Here is a 22,154-nt window from a genome sequence, read left to right on the forward strand (position 1 = left end):
CGTGGTGCGCACGGTCTGCGGGTACTGCGGCGTGGGCTGCGGCCTCACCCTGCAGGTCGAGCGACGTCACGACCAGGTCCTCGTCACGGGCGCGACGGGAACCCCCGACCACCCGGCCAACGCGGGCCGGCTGTGCACGAAGGGTGCGACGACGGCCGACCTGCTCGCCGCGCCGGGACGGATGGAGAAGGCCTCGATCCGCTCCGACCGCTCGGCGGACCGGGTCGAGGTGGGCATCGAGGCCGCGCTCGACGAGGCGGCCGCCCGCTTCCGCGCCGTGATCGACGAGCACGGACCCGACGCGGTCGCGCTGTACGTTTCGGGCCAGATGTCGCTCGAGGCGCAGTACCTTGCGACGAAGCTGGCCAAGGGCTACCTGCGCACGGTCAACATCGAGTCGAACTCGCGGCTGTGCATGGCCAGCGCGGGCACGGGCTACAAGCAGTCCCTCGGGGCGGACGGGCCGCCGGGCTCGTACGACGACTTCGACCACGCCGACCTGTTCCTCGTGATCGGCTCGAACATGGCCGACGCCCACCCGATCCTGTTCCTGCGGATGATGGAGCGGGTCAAGGCCGGCGCGCGACTCGTCGTCGTGGACCCGCGGCGCACCGCGACGGCCGAGAAGGCCGACCTCTTCCTCCAGGTCCGCCCCGGCACCGACCTCGCCCTCCTCAACGGTCTGCTGCACCTCCTCGTCGAGGCCGACGCGGTCGACCGCGGGTTCGTCGCGGAGCACACCCGCGGCTGGGAGGACGTCGAGGCGATGGTCGCGGCGTACGACCCGGACTCGGTGGCCGCCACCACCGGCATCGCCGCCGACGACCTGCGCACCCTCGCCGGCTGGATCGCCGAGGCCGACGACTGGATGAGCTGCTGGACGATGGGCCTCAACCAGTCCACGCACGGCACGTGGAACACCAACGCGCTGGTCAACCTGCACCTCGCGACGGGCGCGATCTGCCGCACGGGGTCCGGGCCGTTCTCCCTCACGGGCCAGCCGAACGCGATGGGCGGACGCGAGATGGGCTACATGGGGCCCGGCCTGCCGGGCCAGCGCTCCGTCGGCTCCGCCGCCGACCGTGCGTTCGTCGAGGAGGTCTGGGGTCTCGAGGCCGGCACGATCCGCGACGAGGTCGGTCGCGGCACGATCGACCTCTTCGAGCAGCTCGCCGCCGGAGACGTCCGCGCCGCGTGGATCATCTGCACCAACCCGGTGCACTCCGTCGCGAACCGCTCCACCGTCGTCGCCGGGCTGGCCGCAGCCGACGTCGTCGTGGTGCAGGACGCCTACGCCGAGAACGAGACGCTGGCACACGCCGACATCGCCCTGCCCGCCGCGCTGTGGACCGAGGCCGAGGGCGTCATGGTCAACTCCGAGCGGAACCTGACGCTGTGCCGGCCGGCGGGCCCGCCGCCCGGCGACGCGCGCGCGGACTGGCGGCTGATCGCCGACATCGCCACGCGGCTCGGGTTCGGCGAGGCGTTCGCCTTCGACAGCGCCGAGGAGGTCTTCGACGAGATCCGCGCCTTCGCCAACCCCGCCACGGGCTACGACCTGCGCGGCGCCGACTACGACCGCCTGCGCGAGGGCCCGCTGCAGTGGCCGTGCCCGCCGGACGGCGAGCGCAGGAATCCGATCCGCTACGTCGAGGACGGCGTGGTGAGGTTCCCGACGCCCGACGGTCGTGCCGTGTTCCACGCCCGGCCACACCTCGCGCCCGCCGAGCTGCCGGACGACGAGTTCCCCGTGGTCCTCAACACCGGGCGCCTGCCGCACCAGTGGCACACCATGACCAAGACCGGGAAGGTCGCGCAGCTCAACCGGCTGAATCCCGACCCCTTCGTCGAGGTCCACCCGGACGACGCGGCCGCGCTCGGTATCGGCGAGGGCTCGGCCGTCCGGGTCGTCTCGCGCCGCGGGGAGGTCGAGCTGCCGGCGGTCGTCACCGACCGCGTCCTGCCCGGCACGTGCTTCGCGCCGATCCACTGGGGCGAGATGACGGGGGAGGGGCTCGCCGTCAACGCCGTCACGCACGACGCCGTCGACCCCGACTCGCTCCAGCCCGAGTTCAAGTACTGCGCCGTGCGGCTCGAGCGCGCCCCGATCCGGCTGCCCGTCACGCCGCCGCGACCCACGTCCGAGGTCGAGACGGCCTGGCTGGCGGGGTTCCTCGCGGCGAGGACGCAGGCCGGTCTCCCGGCGTCGGCGCCGGTCGGTCCCGAGGTGCGCGCGTGGTTCGCCGAGGTGCTGGCCGCCCTCGCTCCGGAAGAGGAGTCCGGCGAGGCGGACGTCACGGTCCTCACGGCCTCGCAGACCGGCCGCGTCGAGGACCACGCGCCGCAGCTCGTCGAGCTGCTCCGCGCCCGCGGCATCTCCACGGCCCACCGCTCGATGCGCGACGCCGGCGACCTGCGCGGCACCGTCCTGTTCGTCACCAGCACGACCGGCGACGGCGACCCGCCCACCGAGGCGGTCGGGCTGTGGCGCCGGCTCGCCGCGCCCGACGCGCCCCGCCTGGAGGACCTCCGCTTCAGCGTGCTGGCCTTCGGCGACTCCGCCTACGCCGACTTCTGCGGCTTCGGGCGGCGTCTCGACGAGCGGCTGGCCGAGCTCGGAGCCCGGCGACTGGCTCCGAGGACGGAGTGCGAGCCTGCGTACGACGCTCCCGCCGCCGCTTGGCTCGAGGCGGTCGGTCGCGCCCTCGGGGCGACGGACGTGCCCGTCGTCTCGCGGACGAAGCGGCCCGCCCTGGCGACTCGTCTCACCCGCAACGAGCTGCTCACCGCGCCGGGATCGTCGAAGGAGGTCCGCCGGATCGGCTTCCACCTGCCCGACGACTCGCTCACGTACGAGCCCGGCGATGCGCTGGCGGTCTCACCGCGCGTCGACCCGGCGTACGTCGACGCCTGGCTGACCCTCACCGGCCTCGACGGCGACGCGCTCGTGGACGCCGACGGCGAGCCCGTGCGCCTCGCCGATGCCCTCGTCGAGCGGTACGACCCCGTGACGATCACCCCGGCGGTCGTCAGGCTCGTGATCGAGCGTCACCGCGGGACGATCACCGACCTGCCCGACCCGGACGACCGCCAGGCCGTGCAGGAGTGGGCGTGGGGCCGGCAGGTGGTCGACCTCCTGCACGACCACCCGACCCTGGCGCGGCTCGACCAGTGGCTCGACGTGCTGCAGCCGCTCACGCCGCGGCAGTACTCGATCTCGTCGAGCCCGCTGGAGGACCCGCGCGAGGTGCAGGTGACCGTCGGCGTCGTGCGCCACCGCGTGCACGGTCCCGAGCGCCACGGCATCTGCTCGGGCTTCCTCGCCGACCGCGCGGACGACGTCCGGGTGCACGTGCAGCGCCAGCGCCACTTCCGGCCGCCCGCCGACCCGTGCGCCGCGGCGATCATGGTCGGTCCCGGCACGGGCATCGCGCCGTTCCGCGGCTTCCTCGCGCACCGCGCGCTGGCGGGCGAGACCGGCCGGAACTGGCTGATCTTCGGCGACCGCAACGAGGACACCGACTTCCTGTACCGCGACGAGCTCGAGCGGTGGCGCGACGAGGGCGTGCTGACACGTCTCGACGCCGCGTTCTCGCGCGACCAGGACCGCCGTGTCTACGTGCAGGACCGGATGCGCGAGCACGGCGCCGAGCTGTGGCGCTGGCTCGACGAGGGCGCCCACTTCTACGTGTGCGGTGACCGGGTGCACATGGCCAAGGACGTCGAGGCGACGCTGCTCCACCTCGCCGAGCGGCACGGTGGCCTCGGGCGAGAGGCGGCGCGCGACTGGCTCGCGGGCCTCGCCGACGAGGGGCGCTACGCCAAGGATGTGTACTGATCTCGATAGGGTCACGAGCATGACCGTGGCCGTCGTCACCGACTCGACCGCGTCGTTGGATCCCGACGACGCGGCGCGCGAGGGCATCACCGTCGTGCCCACGACCGTCATCATTGGGGCGCGCGTCTACACCGAGGGCGTCGACGTCACGTCGCACATGATCGCCGACGCGCTCGCCGACAACGTGCCCGTCAGCACGTCGCGACCGTCGCCCGAGACGTTCCAGGCCGTCTACCGCGCGCTCGCGTCCACGGGCGTCGACGAGATCGTCTCGGTCCACATCAGCTCGAAGGTCTCCGGCACCGTCGATGCCGCACGCCTGGCCGCCGACCGCGTCGACGTGCCGGTCCGTGTCGTCGACACGATGCAGGTCGGCCTGGCCACGGGATTCGCCGCCGGGGCGGCCGCCCGCGCGCGCGACGCCGGCGGCACGCCCGAGGAGGTCGAGGCCGCGGCTCTCGCGTCCGCCGGCTCGGCCCGGGTGCTGCTCTACGTCGACACCCTCGAGTACCTGCGCCGCGGCGGCCGGATCGGTCGCGCCGCCGCCCTCATCGGCTCGGCGCTCGCGGTGAAGCCCATCCTCACGCTCGAGGACGGCGAGGTGACGCCGCTGGAGAAGGTCCGCACGTCGTCCAAGGCGCTCGCCCGCGTGGAGGCGCTCGCGGTGGAGGCCGTCCGGGGGTACGCCGGCGACTACGACATCGGCGTGCTGCACCTCGCGAGCGAGGAGGTCGCGGTCCGCGTCGCCCAGTCGCTCGCGCATCAGCTCGAGCGCTCCGAGATCCCCGTCGACGAGGTCGGCGCGGACATCGGCGCCCACGTCGGCCCCGGGATGATCGCGGTCACCGTCAGCGCCCGCTGATCCACAGGCGGCGCCGAGTCGTCGCGACGGTCCACAGGCTCGCGACGACGGGTTCCGCGCCGGGGCCGGCGATTCCTAGGGTCGCGGCATGGTTCCCGTCCCGCCCGAGACCCGCGCCCAGGTCGCACGGCAACGCCTGGCCGAGCTGGCCGCGACGTTCGACGCGACGCTCCCCGATCCCGACCGTCCGCCACCGGGCCGGCGCCGCAAGCCGCGCCGGGTGCTGCGGCCCGTGCACGTCCGGTTCGCCGTGGTCGTGGGCGGCGCGGCCGCGGTCCTCGTCGTCTGGTGGCTGCTGGCCGGCCGGCCGCAGGAGGTCGCCGTGCCCGACCCCACACCGGTCGCGGTGAGCGAGGGCGCCCCCGCGGCCTCCGCGCCCGCGACCCTCGTCATCGACGTGGCGGGGCGGGTGCGTCGGCCCGGCATCGTCACGCTGCCCCCGGGCTCACGGGTGCACGAGGCGATCGAGGCCGCCGGCGGTACGAAGGGCAAGGTCGACACCGCCTCGCTGAACCTCGCGCGCGTGCTCAGCGACGGCGAGCAGGTCGTGGTGGGCGGGCCCTCGACCGGTGCGGCGCCCGCCGGCGACGGCGCCCCCGCGACCGTCAACCTCAACTCCGCCGACGTGGTCGCCCTCGACGCCCTGCCCGGCGTCGGCCCCGTGACCGCCGAGGCGATCGTGTCGTGGCGCGACGAGAACGGGCCGTTCCGGTCGGTCGAGGACCTGCTCGACGTGAAGGGGATCGGCGAGGCGACCCTGGCCGACCTGCGTGACCGGGTCGCGCTCTGACCTGCGGGTCGTCCCGGCCGCGCTCGCGGTGTGGGCGGCCGCCGCGGCGCTCAGCCGTGCGGCGCCCGCGTGGTCGTTCGGTGCCGCCCTCGTGGGCGCCGTGGTCCTCGCGCTGGGCTGGCGCCGCCCGGTCCTCGCGTTCCCCGCCGCGGCCCTCGTGCTGGTCGCGGTCACGTGTGGCTGGCGCGTGACGGCGGTGGAGGCCTCGCCCGTCATGGCACTCGCCGAGCGGGGGACCACCGTCCGCGCGGAGGTCCAGGTGCGCGAGGAGGGTCGCGTGTACATCGCACCTTCCGGCCCCGGCACCGTCGCCCCCGTGACGGTGCGCGTGGTGGAGACCCGTGGCCGGACGTGGGAGGTGCGGGTGCGCGCCACGATGTTCGTCGAGGGGTCGCAGTCGCTCGTCACCGGCACCCAGCTGGCGGTCCGCGCCGAGCTCTCGCCCGCCGACGGCCGGGACGAGGCGGCCGTCCTGCGGGTGCGCGAGTGGCGCACCGTCGGCTCCGGGCCGGGGTGGTGGCGCTGGAGCGAGGTCGTCCGCGACGGAGTGCGCGACGGCGTCGACCACCGGGACGACCAGGCCGCGGCGCTCGTTCCCGCCCTGGTCGCCGGGGACGAGACCGGCCTCTCCGAGCGGACCCGCGAGGAGTTCGCGACGACCGGCCTCACCCACCTGCTCGCCGTCTCCGGCGCGAACCTCACGATCGTGCTCGGCATCGTGCTGCTGGGGCTGAGGGCCGTCGGCGCGTCCCGGCGCGTGGTGCTGGCCGCGGGCGTCCTCACGGTGATCGCGTTCGTGCTCGTGGCGCGACCCGAGCCCAGCGTGCTGCGCGCGGCGGTGATGGGGTCGGTCGCGCTCGCCGGACTCCTCGTCGGTCGCACGGGCGCGGGACTGCGCGCGCTCGCGTGGTCGGTGATCGGCCTCGTCGTGCTGGACCCGTGGCTCGCGACGCGCGCCGGGTTCGTCCTGTCGGTCTGCGCCACGGCCGGCATCATCACGGTCGCGCCTCCGCTGGCGCGGCGTCTCCGCTGGCTGCCGGGACCCCTGGCCACGGCGGTGGCCGTGCCCATCGCGGCCCACCTCGCCTGTCTACCGGTCGTCACGTCGCTGAGCGGCGAGATCTCCCTGGTCGCGGTCTTCGCGAACGTCGTGGTGGCGCCGGCGGTCGCGCCCGCCACGGTCGCCGGGCTCTCCGCGGGACTGCTCGACCTCGTCTGGGCGCCCGTCGCGGCGGTGCCCGGCACGGTGGCGTGGGCGTCGGCCTCGGTGATCGTCGCCGTCGCCCGCGTGGGCGCCTCCGTCCCGGGCGCCTCGGTCGCGTGGCCGTGGCCGTGGTGGACGCTGGTCCCGCTGGTGCCGGCGATCGGCGTCGCCCTCTGGTGGCTCGTCCGTCGACCGGCCCTCACCGTCGGCGTCACCCTCGGCCTGCTCGTGGCGATCGTCCGGACGCCCACGCCGGACTGGCCGCCGCGGGACGTCGTCGTGGTGGCGTGCGACGTGGGCCAGGGCGACGGGTTCGTCGTGCCGACGGGTCCGGGGGAGGCGATCGTCGTCGACGTCGGGCAGGAGCCCGGGCCCATCGACCGCTGCCTCACCGAGCTGGGCGTCGAGCGCATCCCGCTGCTCGTGCTCACCCACGGCGACGCCGACCACGTCGAGGGCTGGCGCGGTGCGGTCCGGGGACGCGAGGTCGAGGTGCTCGCCGATGGACCCTCGGGCGGCCCGGACGTGCCGGCTGCGCGCCGCGTCCGCCTGCTGTCGGGCAGCACCCTCGAAGTCGGGGACGTGCGCCTCGAGGTGCTCTGGCCGCGCGCCGACGCCGAGCGCGTCGCGCCCGAGGCGCGCAACGACGTGAGCGTGGTGCTGCGGGCCACCGTCCGCGGGCACCGGATCCTGTTCACCGGCGACCTCGGGGAGGAGGCGCAGCGCGGGCTCGGCCGACTCCACCCCGACCTGGCCGCCGACGTGCTGAAGGTGGCGCACCACGGCAGCGCCGACCAGTGGCCCGGGCTCGTCGAGCGGGTCGCGCCCGCGGTCGCGCTGATCGGCGTGGGCGCCGACAACGCGCACGGCCATCCCACGGCGGCGGCCCTCGACGCGCTGGCCTCGCACCGGGTCTCGGTGTGGCGCACCGACACCTCGGGCACGGTCGCGGTGGTCGACCGCGACGGGCGGCTCGTCGTGTCGGCGCGGTGACCTATTCTCGGGACGTGGCGAACCCGTTCGGCAAGATCCTGCTGGTCACCGGCAACTCCGAGTTCCTCTCCGACCGCGCCCGGCGCCAGGCCGTCGCGCAGGTCCGCGAGGCGGCGCCCGAGGCCGAGATCGCCGAGTCGTCCGCCTCCTCGCTCGCCCCGGGGGAGTTCACCGCGCTCACCAGCGCGTCGCTGTTCAGTCAGGCCACGGCCGTCGTGCTCACCGACCTGCAGGACCTCGGCGAGCAGGTCGCCGCCGAGCTGCTCCAGTACGCCGCGTCCCCGTCCGACGACACCGCGGTCGTCCTCGTGCACGGTGGGGGAGCGAAGGGCAAGGGCCTGCTCGACAAGCTCCGCAAGACCGCGGCCGTCAGCGAGGTCGCCCAGCAGGCGCCGAAGTACGAGCGCGACCTCATCGCGTGGGTCCGGCAGGAGGCGCGCTCGCGGGGCCGTGCGATCGACGACAAGGGCGCGGCGCTGCTCGTGGCGGCGGTCGGCTCCGACCTGCGCTCGCTCGCGGCGGCTGTCGACCAGCTGGTCACCACCCTCGCCGAGGGGGAGCGGCTCGACGCCACGGTCGTCGGGCGCTACTTCGGCGGGCGCGCCGAGGTGCGCGGCTACGAGATCGCCGACGCGGCCCTCGACGGTCGGCTCGACCTCGCGCTCGAGCGGGCCCGGTGGGCCGAGGCCGCGAAGGTCGCGCCGCTGCTCATCACCGCGGCGCTGGCCTCGGGACTGCGCCAGCTGGCGCGCGTGGCCACGGCCGACCCCGGGCTCCGCGACGCCGACCTGGCCCGCGAGGTGGGCGCGCCGCCGTTCAAGATCCGCACGCTGCGCCAGAGCGCCCGCGGCTGGACCGAGGCCTCACTGCGCCAGGCGCTCGACGCCGTCGCCCGCGCCGACCTCGCGGTCAAGGGCGGCTCGGCCGAGCCGGGTCACGCGGTCGAGCGGATGATCATCGACATCGCGGTCGCGCGCTCGCGCGGCTGACCCCGAACGCACGAACGCCCCGCCACCCATCGGGTGCGGGGCGTTCGAGGCGGAACTCAGAGAGCGGCGGCCTTCTTGGCGATCGCCGACTTGCGGTTCGCAGCCTGGTTCTTGTGGATGACACCCTTCGAAGCAGCCTTGTCGAGCTTCTTCGCGGTGTCGGCGGCGAGGACCTTGGCCTCGTCGGCGTTGCCGGCCTCGACGGCCTCCTGGAAGCGGCGAACCGAGGTCTTCAGTGCCGAGCGCACGGACTTGTTGCGCTCGCGCGCGGCCTCGTTCTGCCGGTTGCGCTTGATCTGCGACTTGATGTTCGCCACGGCAAACCTGTTCTTTCGTCGTTCTGGGTGATGAGAAGTCTGGTCGCGTCCGAGCCCGTCGTACGGTGGGCTGGACACGCAATCGTCAATGCTACCAGCGCTGACGGTCGGTCCTCAAATCCGGTGCGTCTCGTAGGCTTCGGGGCGTGCAGCTCCTCTACGACATTCTGGTCTGGGTCCACATCGCGTGCTGGGTCGCGGCCCTCGTCCTGTGGGCCATGTCGCTCAAGGCCCCCCGCGTCCCGAAGGGCATGGCGCACGCCGTCGCCACCGCCCTGGTCATCGGCATCGTGCTGACCGGCATCGGCTCGGCCAGCGAGGCCGTCCACGACCCGAACAACGCCAAGGTGGGCGTCAAGTTCGTCATCGCCGCGGTCGCCACCGCGCTCGCGTTCATGAAGCAGAAGCTCCCCGCGCCGAACCCGTGGGGACACGTCGTGGCGGCGCTGGTGCTCGTCAACGTCGTGATCGCTTACGCCTGGCGCTGATCGGCTGTCACGACCCCTGTGCGGGTCGTGGACAATGGATCTCACCATGACGCGCCCCACCACCGCCCCGGCCCCGGGGTCGACGCCGCCCGACCTGCTGCGGAACTTCTGCATCATCGCGCACATCGACCACGGCAAGTCGACGCTCGCCGACCGCATGCTGCAGCTGACCGGCGTCGTCGACGAGCGCGCCGCCCGTGCGCAGTACCTCGACCGCATGGACATCGAGCGCGAGCGCGGCATCACCATCAAGAGCCAGGCCGTGCGGATGCCGTTCACGAAGTCCGACGGCGACGACGCGGGCACGACCTACGTGCTCAACATGATCGACACGCCCGGGCACGTCGACTTCACGTACGAGGTCAGCCGCTCGCTCGAGGCGTGCGAGGGCGCGATCCTGCTGGTCGACGCGGCCCAGGGCATCGAGGCCCAGACGCTGGCGAACCTCTACCTGGCGATGGACGCCGACCTGCACATCATCCCCGTGCTCAACAAGATCGACCTGCCCGGCGCGCAGCCGGAGAAGTACGCCGAGGAGATCGCCGGGATCATCGGCGGGAACCCCGACGACGTGCTGCGGGTCTCGGCCAAGACGGGCCAGGGCGTCGAGGCGCTGCTGAACCTCATCGTCGACGAGGTCCCGCCGCCCGAGGGCGATCCCGACGGCCCGCCGCGCGCGCTGATCTTCGACTCCGTCTACGACACCTACCGCGGCGTCGTGACCTACGTCCGTGTGGTCGACGGCAAGCTCAGCCACCGCGACAAGATCAAGATGATGTCCACCGGCGCGGTGCACGAGATGCTCGAGGTCGGCGTCATCAGCCCCGAGCCCGTCAAGGAGGACCACCTCGGCGTCGGCGAGGTCGGCTACCTCATCACGGGCGTGAAGGAGGTCCGCCAGAGCCGCGTCGGCGACACCGTCACGTCGGCTACGAAGCCGGCCTCCGAGCCGCTCGGCGGCTACCAGCACCCGAACCCGATGGTGTTCTCCGGCCTGTACCCGATCGACGGAGACGACTTCTCCACGCTGCGCGACGCGCTCGAGAAGCTGCAGCTCAACGACGCGGCACTGGTCTACGAGCCCGAGTCGTCCGGCGCCCTGGGCTTCGGCTTCCGCATCGGCTTCCTGGGCCTGCTGCACCTCGAGATCGTTCGCGAGCGGCTCGAGCGCGAGTTCAACCTCGACCTCATCTCGACCGCGCCGAACGTGGTCTACCGCATCGAGCTGGAGGACGGCAGCGAGCACGTCGTCACCAACCCGAGCGAGTACCCGAACTCGGGCAAGATCGCGAAGGTCTACGAGCCCGTCGTCTCGGCCACGATCCTCGCGCCGTCGGACTACATCGGCACGATCATGGAGCTCTGCCAGGCGCGTCGCGGCCAGCTCGGCGGCATGGACTACCTGTCCGAGGACCGCGTCGAGATCCGCTACACGCTGCCCATGGGCGAGATCATGTTCGACTTCTTCGACGCGCTGAAGTCGCGCACCAAGGGCTACGCCTCGCTGAACTACGAGCTCGCCGGCGAGCAGGCCGCCGACCTGGTGAAGGTCGACATCCTGCTCCAGGGCGAGGTGGTCGACGCGTTCAGCGCGATCGTGCACCGCGACAGCGCCTACACCTACGGCGTCGCGCTCGCGGGCAAGCTCAAGGAGCTCATCCCGCGCCAGCAGTTCGAAGTGCCGATCCAGGCCGCCATCGGCGCGCGCGTCATCGCCCGCGAGAACATCCGCGCGATCCGCAAGGACGTCCTCGCCAAGTGCTACGGCGGCGACATCAGCCGCAAGCGCAAGCTGCTGGAGAAGCAAAAAGAGGGCAAGAAGCGCATGAAGATGGTCGGCCGCGTCGAGGTCCCCCAGGAGGCCTTCATCGCCGCCCTCTCCACCGGGGACGCCAAGCAGTCCTGAGCCCGCTGGCCGGGACTGTGACGAGAATCGCCCGCGTGGCCCGTACGCGCGGGTAGGGTGACGGGCATCACAGTGTCGACCGTCCCCCGGGAGCTCTCCGATGTCCGTCTCCGCCGCTGACCAACTCACGATCGTCCAGAACCGCGCCCGGAGCGTCGGTGAGCTGTTCTTCAGCCGCGTCGACGCGTCGGGTCCCCGGGAGGCGTTCCGCTACCCCGATGCCGACGAGAACTGGCACTCGCTGACCTGGACCCAGTCCGGCGAGAAGGTCACGAAGCTCGCCGCAGGCCTCGTCGCATTGGGCATCGAGCCCGAGGAGCGCGTCGCGATCGCGTCGGGCACGCGCATCGAGTGGATCCTGTCCGACCTCGCCATCAACTCCGCGGGCGCGGCCACGACCACCGTCTATCCCAGCACGGTGACCAACGACGTCGTCTACATCCTGGCCGACTCCGAGAGCCGGGTCGTGTTCGCCGAGGACGACAGCCAGGTCGCGAAGCTGCGCGAGGGGCGTTCGGAGCTGCCGCAGGTGGCGAAGGTCGTCGTCTACGAGGGCGAGACCGACGGCGACTGGGTCATCTCCTTCCAGGACCTGCTCGACCTCGGCGAGAAGCACCTCGCCGACCACCCGGGCGTCGTCCAGGAGCGCATCGCCGCGACCGGACCCGAGTCGCTGGCCACGCTCATCTACACCTCGGGCACCACGGGCCGCCCCAAGGGCGTCCGCCTCGTGCACGACTGCTGGACCTACGAGGGCGCCGCCGTCGCCGCGCCGGGGTTCCTCTCGATCGACGACCTCGAGTACCGCTGGCTGCCGATGGCCCACTCGTTCGGCAAGGTGCTGCTGACGACGCAGCTCGCCGTCGGCTTCCCGTGCGCGGTCGACGGCCGCGTGCCGAAGATCGTCGAGAACCTCGCGGTCGTGAAGCCCACGTTCATGGGCGCCGCGCCGCGCATCTTCGAGAAGGCCTACGGCCGCATCGTCGGCATGATGGAGGAGGAGGGCGGCCCCAAGCTCAAGCTCTTCCACTGGGCCGAGCGCGTCGGCCTCCAAGTCTCGCGCCTCACCCGCGCCGGCAAGCCCGTGCCGCTGCCGCTCAAGGTGCAGCACGCGATCGCCGACAGGCTCGTGTTCTCCAAGGTCCGCGACCGCTTCGGCGGCCGCGTCCGGTTCTTCATCTCCGGCGCCGCCTCGCTCTCCACCGACATCGCCGAGTGGTTCCACGCCGCCGGCATCCTCGTGCTGGAGGGCTACGGCCTCACCGAGACCTCGGCCGGCGCCGTCGTCGCCCACCCGGACGACTTCAAGATCGGCACGGTCGGCCGCCCGTTCCCCGGCTCGGAGGTCAAGATCGCCGAGGACGGCGAGGTCCTCATCAAGGGCCCGAACGTCATGCGCGGCTACCACAACCTCGAGACCGAGTCGGCGTCCGCGCTGACCGACGACGGCTGGCTCGCCACGGGCGACATCGGCGAGTTCGACGCCGACGGCTTCCTGCGCATCACCGACCGCAAGAAGGACCTGTTCAAGACCTCGGGCGGCAAGTACGTCGCGCCGTCGCACATCGAGGGCATCTTCAAGGCCGTGTGTCCGCTGGCCAGCCAGATGGTGGTTCACGGCAACGACCGCAAGTTCTGCTCGGCGCTCATCACGCTCGACCCCGACGCCGTCGACGGCTGGGCCGAGCACCACGGCATGGCCGGCAAGTCCTACCAGGAGATCGTGTCGTCGCCGGGCATCCAGCAGCAGATCGCGCAGGACGTCGAGGAGCTCAACGCGAAGCTCAACCCGTGGGAGACGATCAAGAAGTGGGCCGTCCTGGACCACGACCTGTCGATCGAGTCCGGGGAGATCACGCCCAGCATGAAGGTCAAGCGCCGGGTCGTGGAGGAGCGCTACGCGGACGTGCTCGACGGCTTCTACGCCGAGGCCTGACGGACCGCCACGTACCCTTGGTGCGTGGCGCTCGGCATCTACCTGCACGTGCCGTTCTGCTCCGTGCGGTGCGGCTACTGCGACTTCAACACGTACACCGCCGACGAGCTCGGCGGGCCCGACGTCGTCGGCGCGTCGCGCACCACGTACATCCAGGCGGCGCTGCGCGAGCTCGACCTCGTGCCCGAGCGCACGGTCGACACCGTCTTCGTCGGCGGCGGCACGCCGTCGCAGGTGCCGGCCGGCGACCTCGTGCGGTTCCTGAAGGCGGTCGACGCGCGCGGCGGGCTGGCCCCCGGCGCCGAGGTCACCACCGAGGCCAACCCCGACAGCGTCTCGCCCGAGTCCCTCGCCGAGCTGCGCGAGGGCGGCTTCACCCGGATCTCGTTCGGCATGCAGTCGGCCGTGCGGCACGTCCTGTCGGTGCTCGACCGCACGCACGACCCCGAGCGCGTCCCGCAGGCCGTGGCGTGGGCACGCGACGCCGGCTTCGAGCAGGTCAGCCTCGACCTCATCTACGGCTCGCCCACCGAGACCATGGAGGACTGGCGCCACACGGTGGAGTCGGCGCTGGAGATGGAGCCCGACCACATCAGCGCCTATGCCCTGATCGTCGAGGACGGCACCGCCTTCGCCCGCAAGGTCCGTCGCGGTGAGGTCGTCATGCCCGACGACGACGAGACCGCGGACAAGTACCTGCTGGCCGACGACCTGCTCGAGGCCGCGGGGCTGCGCTGGTACGAGCTGTCGAACTGGGCTCGCGACGAGGCGGCACAGTGCCGTCACAACGTCGGCTACTGGAACGGCGGCGAGTGGTGGGGCGTCGGACCCGGCGCGCACTCGTTCGTCGACGGTGAGCGCTGGTGGAACGTCAAGCACCCCGCGGCATACGCGCAGCGGCTCATGACGGGGGAGTCGCCCCGGGCCGACGGCGAGCGTCCCGACGCCGACGCGCGTCACCTCGAGGACGTCATGCTGCGCATCCGGCTCGCCGAGGGGATCGAGCCGAGGCTGCTCGGCGACGTGACCCGGTTCGTCGACGCGGGCTGGCTCGAGCCGCGCGGCGACCGCGTCGTGCTGACGCGCACGGGCCGGCTCATGGCCGACCGTGTGGTCCTTGAGGCTGTCGGCGACCTCTGAGGTCTGTTCGGCACCCCTTCGGCTGCGCTACGTTCGCCCCATGGGGGACGTGGAGGACACCACCACGCAGGAACGATCGGGCACGGTCAGCCGCCCGGTCCTGACCGCCATGGTCATCGGCTCCATGGTCGGAGCCGGGGTCTTCTCGCTGCCGGCGCGCTTCGGTGCGGACACGGGCGTCGCGGGCGCCCTCATCGCCTGGACGATCGCCGGCACCGGCATGCTCATGCTGGCCTTCTGCTTCCAAGCCCTCGCCGTGCGCAAGCCCGAGCTGGACTCCGGCGTCTTCATCTACGCCAAGGCCGGGTTCGGCGACTACGTCGGCTTCAACTCCGCGGTGGGCTTCTGGGCCAGCACGATGGCCGGCAACGCCTTCTACTGGGTCTTCATCACGGCGACGATCGGGGCGTTCTTCCCCGAGTTCGGCGACGGCGACACGATCCTCGCGGTCGCGATCTCGTCCGCCGGCGTGTGGGTGTTCCACGTCCTGATCGCGCGCGGCGTCCGCGACGCGGCCGTGATCAACCGCCTCGTCACGATCTTCAAGATCATCCCGATCCTGGTGTTCATCGTGGTGCTCGGCCTGAGCTTCGACGCGGGTACGTTCAGCGACAACTTCTTCGCGTACGACGACCTCGGCACCATGACCGAGCAGGTCAAGAACACGATGCTCGTCACGACGTTCGTCTTCATCGGGATCGAGGGCGCCAGCGTCTACTCCCGCTACGCCCAGAGGCGCGAGCACGTCGGCCAGGCCACCGTCGTGGGCTTCCTGAGCGTGCTGGCGATCTTCTCGCTCGTCACTCTCGTGTCCTACGGCGCGTTCCCGCAGACGCAGATCGCGAACACCCGCCAGCCGTCGATGGTGGGTCTCTTCGAGGAGACCGTGGGCCCGTGGGGCGAGTGGTTCATCAGCGCGGGCGTGATCGTGTCGGTGCTCGGCGCCTACCTCGCGTGGACCCTGATGGCCGCCGAGGTCGCGTTCGTCCCGGCACGCAGCAACGACATGCCGCGCTTCCTCGGTCGCGAGAACGCGGCGGGCACCCCGATCACCGCGCTCATCGCGACCACGATCGGCGTCCAGGCGCTGCTGGCGCTGACGTTGTTCGTCGACGACTCGCTCAACTTCATGCTGGACCTCACCACGAGCCTCGCGCTCGTGCCGTACCTGCTGGCCGCGGCCTACGCGCTGAAGCTGACCCTGTCCGGCGAGACCTACGAGGAGGACTCCTCCGAGCGGGTGAAGCACGGGATCTTCGCGGGTGTCGCCACCGCGTACGCGATCTTCCTGTTCGTCGCCGCCGGGCTCGAGTTCCTGCTGCTGTCGTCCCTGCTCTACGCGCCCGCCGCGGTGCTGTTCTTCCAGGCTCGACGCGAGCGCGGGCTGCGTCTGTTCACCCCCGCGGAGACCGTGCTGTTCGGCGTCATCTGCATCGGCGCGGTGATTGCCCTGTACGAACTGCTGACCGGTGGCATCGTGTTGTGATGTCACGTCCCGAAGGAGCCTCATGACGAACCCGTCCGACGCCTACGGCGTCCACTCCGAGGTCGGTCGACTGCGGAAGGTCCTGGTCTGCGCGCCGGGCCTCGCGCACGAGCGCCTCACGCCGTCGAACTGCGACGACCTGCTGTTCGACGACGTGCTGTGGGTGCAGAACGCGCAGCGCGACCACGAGGACTTCGTGGGGAAGATGCGCGAGCGGGACGTCGAGGTCGTCGAGCTCCACGACGTGCTCGCCGACACGATGGCCGACCGCGCGGCCCGGGCCTGGCTGCTCGACCGCAAGATCGTCGCGAACGAGGTCGGCGTCGGGCTCGTGGAGGAGACCCGCGGCTACCTCGACGAGCTGCCCGCCGACGAGCTGACCCGGTTCCTGATCGGCGGCCTCTCCACGCGCGATCTGCCGCGCGAGCTGGCGCCCGGCTACCGCGCCCTGGTGCGGGAGGCCCACGGCGGTCACGAGTACCTCATGCCGCCGCTGCCGAACACGCTCTACACGCGCGACACCACGTGCTGGGTGTACGGCGGCGTCACGCTGAACCCGCTGTACTGGGCGGCGCGCAAGGACGAGACGCTGCTGATGAAGGCGGTCTACGAGTTCCATCCCGACTTCGCGGGCTCGAAGGTCTGGTGGGGCGATCCCGAGGTCAACTGGGGTACGGCCACCGTGGAGGGCGGCGACGTCCTCGTCCCCGGCAACGGGGTCGTGCTGATCGGCATGAGCGAGCGGTCGTCGCGCCAGGGCATCACCCAGCTGGCCAAGTCGCTCTTCGACCGGGGCGCCGCCGAGAAGGTGATCGTCGCCGGCATGCCGAAGCTGCGCGCCGCGATGCACCTCGACACGGTGTTCACGTTCGCCGACCGCGACGTCGTGACGATCTACCCCGACATCGTGAACACGATCCACGCCTTCACCGTGCTGCCGGGGGAGGGCCTTCCCGGCATCGAGGTCATCGACCACGAGGACACCCCGTTCCTCGACGTGGTCGCCGACGCGCTGGGGATCGAGAAGTTCCAGGTCGTCGAGACGGGCGGCAGCGAGTACGACACCGAGCGCCAGCAGTGGGACAGCGGCAACAACCTCGTCGCGCTCGAGCCGGGCGTCGTCGTGGCCTACGACCGCAACACCCACACGAACTCGCTGCTGCGCAAGGCCGGCATCGAGGTCATCGAGATCGTCGGAGCCGAGCTCGGGCGCGGCCGCGGAGGCGGGCACTGCATGACGTGCCCGATCATCCGTGAGCCCCTCGACGGCTGAGCCGCGCCGCCGCTGGCTGCGCTTCGCGGTCACCGTCGGGTTGACGCTGCTGGTCCTGGTCGTCGGGATCAGCCTCGCGGACGAGATCGACTGGGAGGGCGTCCGGTCCTCGCTCGCCCGGCTCGAGGCGTGGCAGCTGGTGGTGCTGTGCCTCGGACTGCTGCTGCGCCAGTGGCTCAACGCGCTGCCGCTGGCCCTGTTCATCGATGGCCTCTCGTCGTGGCGGGCGATGCAGAACGACCAGGCGGCGATCCTCATGACCACCGTGGCGCCACCGCCGGCGGACTACGTCATGCGGTTCGCGATCTTCACGTCGTGGGGCATCGCCCTGCCCGCCGCGGTGGCCGGCTCGGTCATGAACACGCTGTCGTTCTACGTCGTGCGGTTCGGGGCGCCGGTGCTCGGCAGCCTGCTGATGATCTTCCTGGGCACGTTCCACCTCGGCGAGCTGCTCGGTGCCCTGCCCAGCATGCTCGTGAGCGTCGCGATCCTCGTGGCGCTGCGGCTGGCGTTCCGGGGCGAGGCCTTCACGGCCGCGCTCGCCCGTCGGGCGGGCGACCTCGTGGCCCGGGTGCGCCCGAAGGTCTCGGGCGACGCCTGGGCCGAGTCGGCGGCCGGCTTCCGCCGTCAGGTCATCGGCCGGGTGCCGCGGGCGCTGCCGCGCTCGCTGCTCGCGCTGACGGCCATGGTGCTGGTGGACGCGGCGCTGCTCGTCGCCTCGCTCCGGTTCGTCGGGGTGGACGCCCAGCAGGTGCCCGCGATCGAGGTCGTCGTGGCGTTCCTCGTCGCCTACCCGCTGACGCTGTTCCCGTTCTCGGGCATCGGCATCCTGGACGCCGTGGTCATCGCGACGCTCGTCAGCGTGGGCACCGATGTGTACGAGGAGGGCGTGATCGCGGGCTTCTTCGTGTGGCGCATCGTGACGATCGGCGGGCCGATCCTCATGGGTCTGGCGTCGGTGGCGCTGTGGAAGTGGCAGCTGCTGCGCCGACCCTCTATGACGTGACGAAGTCGATGAGCTCCTCGACCCGGCCCAGGAAGGCGGGCTCGAGGTCGGTCCAGGAGTCGACCCGGCCGAGGATCGCCTTCCACGCCCGGGCGATGTCGGCCTGTTCGGCGTGCGGCCAGCCGAGGTGGGCGCAGATGCCCTTCTTCCACTCGACGGTGCGGGGGATCGTGGGCCACGCGTCCATGCCGAGACGCTGCGGCTTCACGGCCTGCCAGACATCGACGTAGGGGTGGCCGACCACCAGCAGGTGCGGCACGTGCGCCACGGCGTCGGCGAGGCGCTGCTCCTTCGAGCCGGGCACGAGGTGGTCGACGAGGACGCCGAGGCGGCGCTTCGGCCCGGGGGAGAAGTCACGCACGATGCCCGCGAGGTCGTCGATGCCGCCGAGGTGCTCCACGGCCACGCCCTCGGCCCGCAGGTCGTCGCCCCAGACCTTCTCGACCAGCTCGGCGTCGTGACGGCCCTCGACGAAGATGCGGCTGGGCAGCGCGACCTTGGCGCGGGTGTCGGCGGCGACGCGCGAGCCCGAGGCCGTGCGGGTGGGCGCGGCGGCGACCTTCGGCGTGGGCGCCACGAGCACGACGGGCTTGCCCTCCATGAGGAAGCCGGGGCCGAGCGGGAAGACCTTGCGCCGCATGCGGCGGTCCTCGAGCTCCACGGTGCCGAGGTCGCGCTCGACGCGCATGATCTCGCCGACGAACCCCGAGGAGGCCTCCTCGACGACGAGGCCGGGGTCGGCGGCCAGCTCGGTGGAGCGGCCACGGGCGGGCCGGCGCCAGTCGCCGGAGAGGACGTCGGATCCGTAGCGGTCAGCCATGGCCGAACCACACTCCCAGGAGTCGCTGGTGGAAGTCCTCGACGTCGTCCTTGGTGCCGCTGTCGAGCGTGTCGCCGGCGATGAGGCCGATCGCGAGGTCGACGGCGGCGGGCCACGTCTCGGGGACGTCGGCCGGGACCTCGTCGGTGACGAGCGCGCCGAGGGCGACCTCGGGCGCGTGGCCGGGGCGGGTGACCACCATGACGAGCTCGCCGCCCTCCGGCCCGTGGCCCAGGTGCGAGACCTCGACGAACGCCTCGCCGACCGCGCCGGCCCAGACCGATGCCATCGAGCCGCCGCGCGACTCGTGCGCGACGGTGGTGCCGTCGGGGGCGGTCACGGCGTAGGGGGTGTAGACGAGGACCTGGTCCCCGTCGACGACCTCGATCGCGCCGTCGGGGCGCACGGAGACCTCACTCACCCCGACAGGTTGCCATGTCCGCGGACGCCGTTCGTGCAGGCACACCGCCCTCGACGACCTCGCTAGACTGGCACTGGTCAGGGTCGAGTGCCAGCAGCGTGGGAGGTGACAGCGTGATCGAGGACCGCCGGCTCAACGTCCTGCGAGCCATCGTCGAGGACTACGTCGCCACCCAGGAGCCCGTCGGCTCGAAGGCGCTCGTCGAGCGTCACCGCCTCGGCGTCTCGCCCGCCACGATCCGCAACGACATGGCCGCGCTGGAGGACGAGGGCTACCTCACCGCGCCGCACACCAGCGCCGGCCGCATCCCCACCGACAAGGGCTACCGGATGTTCGTCGACCGGCTGGCCGAGGTCAAGGCGCTGTCGGGCGCCGAGCGCCGCGCGATCGAGACCTTCCTGTCCGGCGCGATCGACGTCGACGACATCGTCATGCGCAGCGTGAAGATCCTCGCCCAGCTGACCAACCAGGTCGCGATCGTGCAGTACCCGTCGCTGACCCGGTCCACCGTGCGCCACGTCGAGCTCGTCGCGCTCGAGGGCTCGCGCGTCCTGATCGTGGTCATCACCAGCAGCGGCCGCGTCGAGCAGCGCATCGTCGAGCTGGTCGAGACGCCCGGCGAGGGCCTGCTCGCCGACCTCAAGTCCCGCATCGTGCGCGCCACCCTCGGCGAGCGCCTGCCCGAGGCCTCGCTGCGCCTGGCCGAGCTGATCGACACGTTCGCCGTGGACGACCGCCCGGTCGTCTCGGCCATCGTCACCACCTTGGTCAACACGTTCTCCAACGAGCGGTCCGACGAGCGCGTCGCGGTCGGCGGCACCGCCAACCTGGCCCGCTTCGGCGCCGACTTCGACACCGCCATCCGTCCCGTGCTGGAGGCGATGGAGGAGCAGGTCGTGCTGCTGCACCTGCTGGGCGAGGCCACGGTCGGCCCGCACGTGCGGATCGGCCGCGAGACCGGACGCGACGACCTGTCGGGCACGGCCGTCGTCTCCAGCACCTACGGACCCGACGGGGAGACCTTCGCCCAGCTGGGCACGATGGGGCCGACCCGCATGGACTATCCCGCCACGATGGCCGCCGTCGGCGCCGTCGCCCGCTACGTCGGGCGGATCCTCGCCGACGGCTGAGCGATCCACCTCGGACTGCGAAAGAGAAGAGATCTTGGACTACTACGAACTGCTGGGCGTGTCGCGCGAGGCGACCCCGGAGGAGCTGAAGAAGGCCTACCGCAAGGCGGCCCGCAAGTGGCACCCCGATGTCAGCGACGCCCCGGACGCCGCCGAGCGCTTCAAGGAGGTCACGACCGCCTACGAGGTGCTGTCCGACCCGCAGAAGCGGTCGATCTACGACCGCGGCGGCGACCCGCTGTCGGCCGGTGGCGGCATGGGCGGCGGCTTCGGCCAGGGCTTCAGCTTCGACGACATCATGGACGCGTTCTTCGGCCAGACGTCCTCGCGCGGCCCGCGCCCGCGCACGCAGCGCGGCCAGGACGCGCTGCTGCGCCTGTCGGTGAGCCTCGCCGAGGCGGCGTTCGGCGTGCAGCGCGAGATCAAGGTCGACACCGCGGTCACGTGCGAGGTCTGCGACGGCACCGGTGCGAACGCCGGCTCCGAGCCGGTCACGTGCGGCACCTGCCACGGTCACGGCAACGTCCACCACGTCCAGCGGTCGCTGCTCGGCGACATCCGCACCTCGCGCCCGTGCCCCACGTGCCACGGCTACGGCACCGTCATCCCCGACCCGTGCCGTGAGTGCAACGGAGAGGGCCGGGTCCGCTCGCGCCGCAGCCTGCAGGTCAACGTGCCGGCCGGCGTCGACGACGGCAACCGGATCCAGCTCGCGGGCGAGGGCGAGGTCGGCGCCGGGGGCGGCCCCGCCGGCGACCTCTACATCGAGATCAAGGTGGCCCGCCACCCCGTCTTCACGCGCCAGGGCGACGCGCTGGCCTGCCAGATCACGGTGCCGATGACGGCCGCCGCGCTCGGCACCCGCATCGACCTGCCCACGATCGACGCCGAGCGCGAGGACGTCGAGGACGACCAGCGCACCGTTGCGATCGACGTGCCCGCCGGCATGCAGTCGGGCGAGACCGTCGTGGCCCGCGGCCACGGCGTCCCGCGCCTGCGCGGCTCGGGTCGCGGCGACCTCACGGTGCAGGTCGTGGTGGAGACGCCACGCGACCTCGACGGCGAGCAGCGCGAGCTGCTGGAGAAGCTGGCCGCGTCCCGCGGCGAGGAGCACGTCGACCCGGTCGTGGGCCACCACTCCCGCTCCGGCGTCTTCGGCCGCATCCGCGACGCCTTCAAGTAGGCCGTGGCGGGTCGCTAGAGTCGCCCCATGGCTGCTGACTGCATCTTCTGCAAGATCGTCGCCGGGGAGATCCCGGCCGAGATCGTCGCCGAGTCCGAGCACACGATCGCGTTCCGCGACATCAACCCGAAGGCGCCCGTGCACGTGCTCGTCGTGCCGAAGGTGCATGAGCCCGACGCGGCCTCGCTCGCCGCGGCCGAGCCGGCCGTCGCGGCCGAGCTCCTCGCGCAGACGCGCGTGGTGGCCACCCAGGAGGGGTACGAGGACTACAACCTGGTGTTCAACACCGGGTCGAACGCGGGACAGACCGTCTTCCACGCCCACGTGCACCTGCTGGCGGGGGTCGACGTCTCGAAGCTGTTCCTGGCCTGA

18 protein-coding genes are annotated in these 22,154 nt (G+C 72.1%); 15 read left to right on the forward strand and 3 right to left on the reverse strand.

From position 1 onward, the window contains the following. The first annotated feature begins 1 nt into the window (after position 1). From ACK99Q_RS09560 to holA, 5 genes are all read left to right on the forward strand, one after another. Positions 2-3,838 (forward strand): molybdopterin-dependent oxidoreductase, encoded by a 3,837-nt coding sequence (locus ACK99Q_RS09560; RefSeq protein WP_410185885.1) that lies wholly within the window; start codon positions 2-4, stop codon positions 3,836-3,838. A gap of 19 nt (positions 3,839-3,857) precedes the next feature. Then, positions 3,858-4,700 carry a DegV family protein gene (locus ACK99Q_RS09565; RefSeq protein WP_410185886.1) on the forward strand — a complete coding sequence of 281 codons (843 nt, stop codon included), beginning with the start codon at positions 3,858-3,860 and terminating at the stop codon, positions 4,698-4,700. Between the two features lie 88 nt (positions 4,701-4,788). Beyond that, positions 4,789-5,490 carry a helix-hairpin-helix domain-containing protein gene (locus ACK99Q_RS09570; protein WP_410185887.1) on the forward strand — a complete coding sequence of 234 codons (702 nt, stop codon included), beginning with the start codon at positions 4,789-4,791 and terminating at the stop codon, positions 5,488-5,490. Beyond that, on the forward strand, positions 5,471-7,687 hold the full coding sequence (locus ACK99Q_RS09575) for a ComEC/Rec2 family competence protein (protein WP_410185888.1): 2,217 nt from the start codon (positions 5,471-5,473) through the stop codon (positions 7,685-7,687). The genes ACK99Q_RS09570 and ACK99Q_RS09575 overlap by 20 nt, the downstream gene beginning before the upstream one ends. 14 nt (positions 7,688-7,701) lie before the next feature. Next, on the forward strand, positions 7,702-8,676 hold the full coding sequence (gene holA / locus ACK99Q_RS09580; RefSeq protein ID WP_410185889.1) for a DNA polymerase III subunit delta: 975 nt from the start codon (positions 7,702-7,704) through the stop codon (positions 8,674-8,676). A 56-nt stretch (positions 8,677-8,732) separates the two neighbouring features. Here holA and rpsT read toward each other — a convergent pair whose 3' ends face one another. Beyond that, positions 8,733-8,993, reverse strand: coding sequence for a 30S ribosomal protein S20 (gene rpsT, locus ACK99Q_RS09585; protein WP_179423740.1), 261 nt, complete (start codon positions 8,991-8,993; stop codon positions 8,733-8,735). Positions 8,994-9,139: 146 nt separating this feature from the next. Between rpsT and ACK99Q_RS09590 the strand changes: the two genes are divergently transcribed. The 7 genes from ACK99Q_RS09590 (at position 9,140) to ACK99Q_RS09620 (ending at position 18,228) form a co-directional block, all read left to right on the forward strand. Next, positions 9,140-9,481: a hypothetical protein gene (locus ACK99Q_RS09590; protein WP_410185890.1), complete on the forward strand. Its 342-nt coding sequence runs from the start codon at positions 9,140-9,142 to the stop codon at positions 9,479-9,481. A 46-nt stretch (positions 9,482-9,527) separates the two neighbouring features. After that, positions 9,528-11,387: a translation elongation factor 4 gene (gene lepA / locus ACK99Q_RS09595; protein WP_410185891.1), complete on the forward strand. Its 1,860-nt coding sequence runs from the start codon at positions 9,528-9,530 to the stop codon at positions 11,385-11,387. 100 nt (positions 11,388-11,487) lie between these two features. Further along, positions 11,488-13,323 (forward strand): AMP-dependent synthetase/ligase, encoded by a 1,836-nt coding sequence (locus tag ACK99Q_RS09600; protein WP_410185892.1) that lies wholly within the window; start codon positions 11,488-11,490, stop codon positions 13,321-13,323. Positions 13,324-13,347: 24 nt separating this feature from the next. Beyond that, on the forward strand, positions 13,348-14,463 hold the full coding sequence (hemW, locus tag ACK99Q_RS09605) for a radical SAM family heme chaperone HemW (protein WP_410185893.1): 1,116 nt from the start codon (positions 13,348-13,350) through the stop codon (positions 14,461-14,463). Positions 14,464-14,503: 40 nt separating this feature from the next. Beyond that, complete coding sequence (locus tag ACK99Q_RS09610; RefSeq protein WP_410185894.1) at positions 14,504-15,949, forward strand: basic amino acid/polyamine antiporter; 1,446 nt, start codon at positions 14,504-14,506, stop codon at positions 15,947-15,949. A gap of 22 nt (positions 15,950-15,971) precedes the next feature. After that, positions 15,972-17,222 (forward strand): arginine deiminase, encoded by a 1,251-nt coding sequence (locus ACK99Q_RS09615; RefSeq protein WP_410185895.1) that lies wholly within the window; start codon positions 15,972-15,974, stop codon positions 17,220-17,222. Beyond that, complete coding sequence (locus tag ACK99Q_RS09620; RefSeq protein WP_410185896.1) at positions 17,203-18,228, forward strand: lysylphosphatidylglycerol synthase domain-containing protein; 1,026 nt, start codon at positions 17,203-17,205, stop codon at positions 18,226-18,228. The genes ACK99Q_RS09615 and ACK99Q_RS09620 overlap by 20 nt, the downstream gene beginning before the upstream one ends. Here the strand turns inward: ACK99Q_RS09620 and ACK99Q_RS09625 are convergent. Together ACK99Q_RS09625 and ACK99Q_RS09630 are read right to left on the reverse strand one after the other, a co-directional pair. Further along, positions 18,218-19,048 carry a DUF3097 domain-containing protein gene (locus tag ACK99Q_RS09625; protein WP_410185897.1) on the reverse strand — a complete coding sequence of 277 codons (831 nt, stop codon included), beginning with the start codon at positions 19,046-19,048 and terminating at the stop codon, positions 18,218-18,220. The genes ACK99Q_RS09620 and ACK99Q_RS09625 overlap by 11 nt on opposite strands. Next, positions 19,041-19,469 (reverse strand): hypothetical protein, encoded by a 429-nt coding sequence (locus tag ACK99Q_RS09630; protein WP_410185898.1) that lies wholly within the window; start codon positions 19,467-19,469, stop codon positions 19,041-19,043. The genes ACK99Q_RS09625 and ACK99Q_RS09630 overlap by 8 nt, the downstream gene beginning before the upstream one ends. A gap of 113 nt (positions 19,470-19,582) precedes the next feature. Here ACK99Q_RS09630 and hrcA point away from each other — a divergent pair, with 113 nt between their 5' ends. Genes hrcA through ACK99Q_RS09645 form a run of 3 tightly spaced genes read left to right on the forward strand, consistent with a single transcriptional unit; the run spans position 19,583 to position 22,154 of the window. Next, on the forward strand, positions 19,583-20,599 hold the full coding sequence (hrcA, locus tag ACK99Q_RS09635) for a heat-inducible transcriptional repressor HrcA (protein ID WP_410185899.1): 1,017 nt from the start codon (positions 19,583-19,585) through the stop codon (positions 20,597-20,599). Between the two features lie 34 nt (positions 20,600-20,633). After that, on the forward strand, positions 20,634-21,782 hold the full coding sequence (dnaJ, locus tag ACK99Q_RS09640) for a molecular chaperone DnaJ (protein ID WP_410185900.1): 1,149 nt from the start codon (positions 20,634-20,636) through the stop codon (positions 21,780-21,782). 27 nt (positions 21,783-21,809) lie between these two features. Further along, on the forward strand, positions 21,810-22,154 hold the full coding sequence (locus tag ACK99Q_RS09645; protein WP_410185901.1) for an HIT domain-containing protein: 345 nt from the start codon (positions 21,810-21,812) through the stop codon (positions 22,152-22,154).

Origin of the sequence: Aeromicrobium sp. MLTX1, from assembly GCF_046452335.1 — a bacterium.
In the GTDB taxonomy this organism is placed as follows: domain Bacteria; phylum Actinomycetota; class Actinomycetes; order Propionibacteriales; family Nocardioidaceae; genus Aeromicrobium.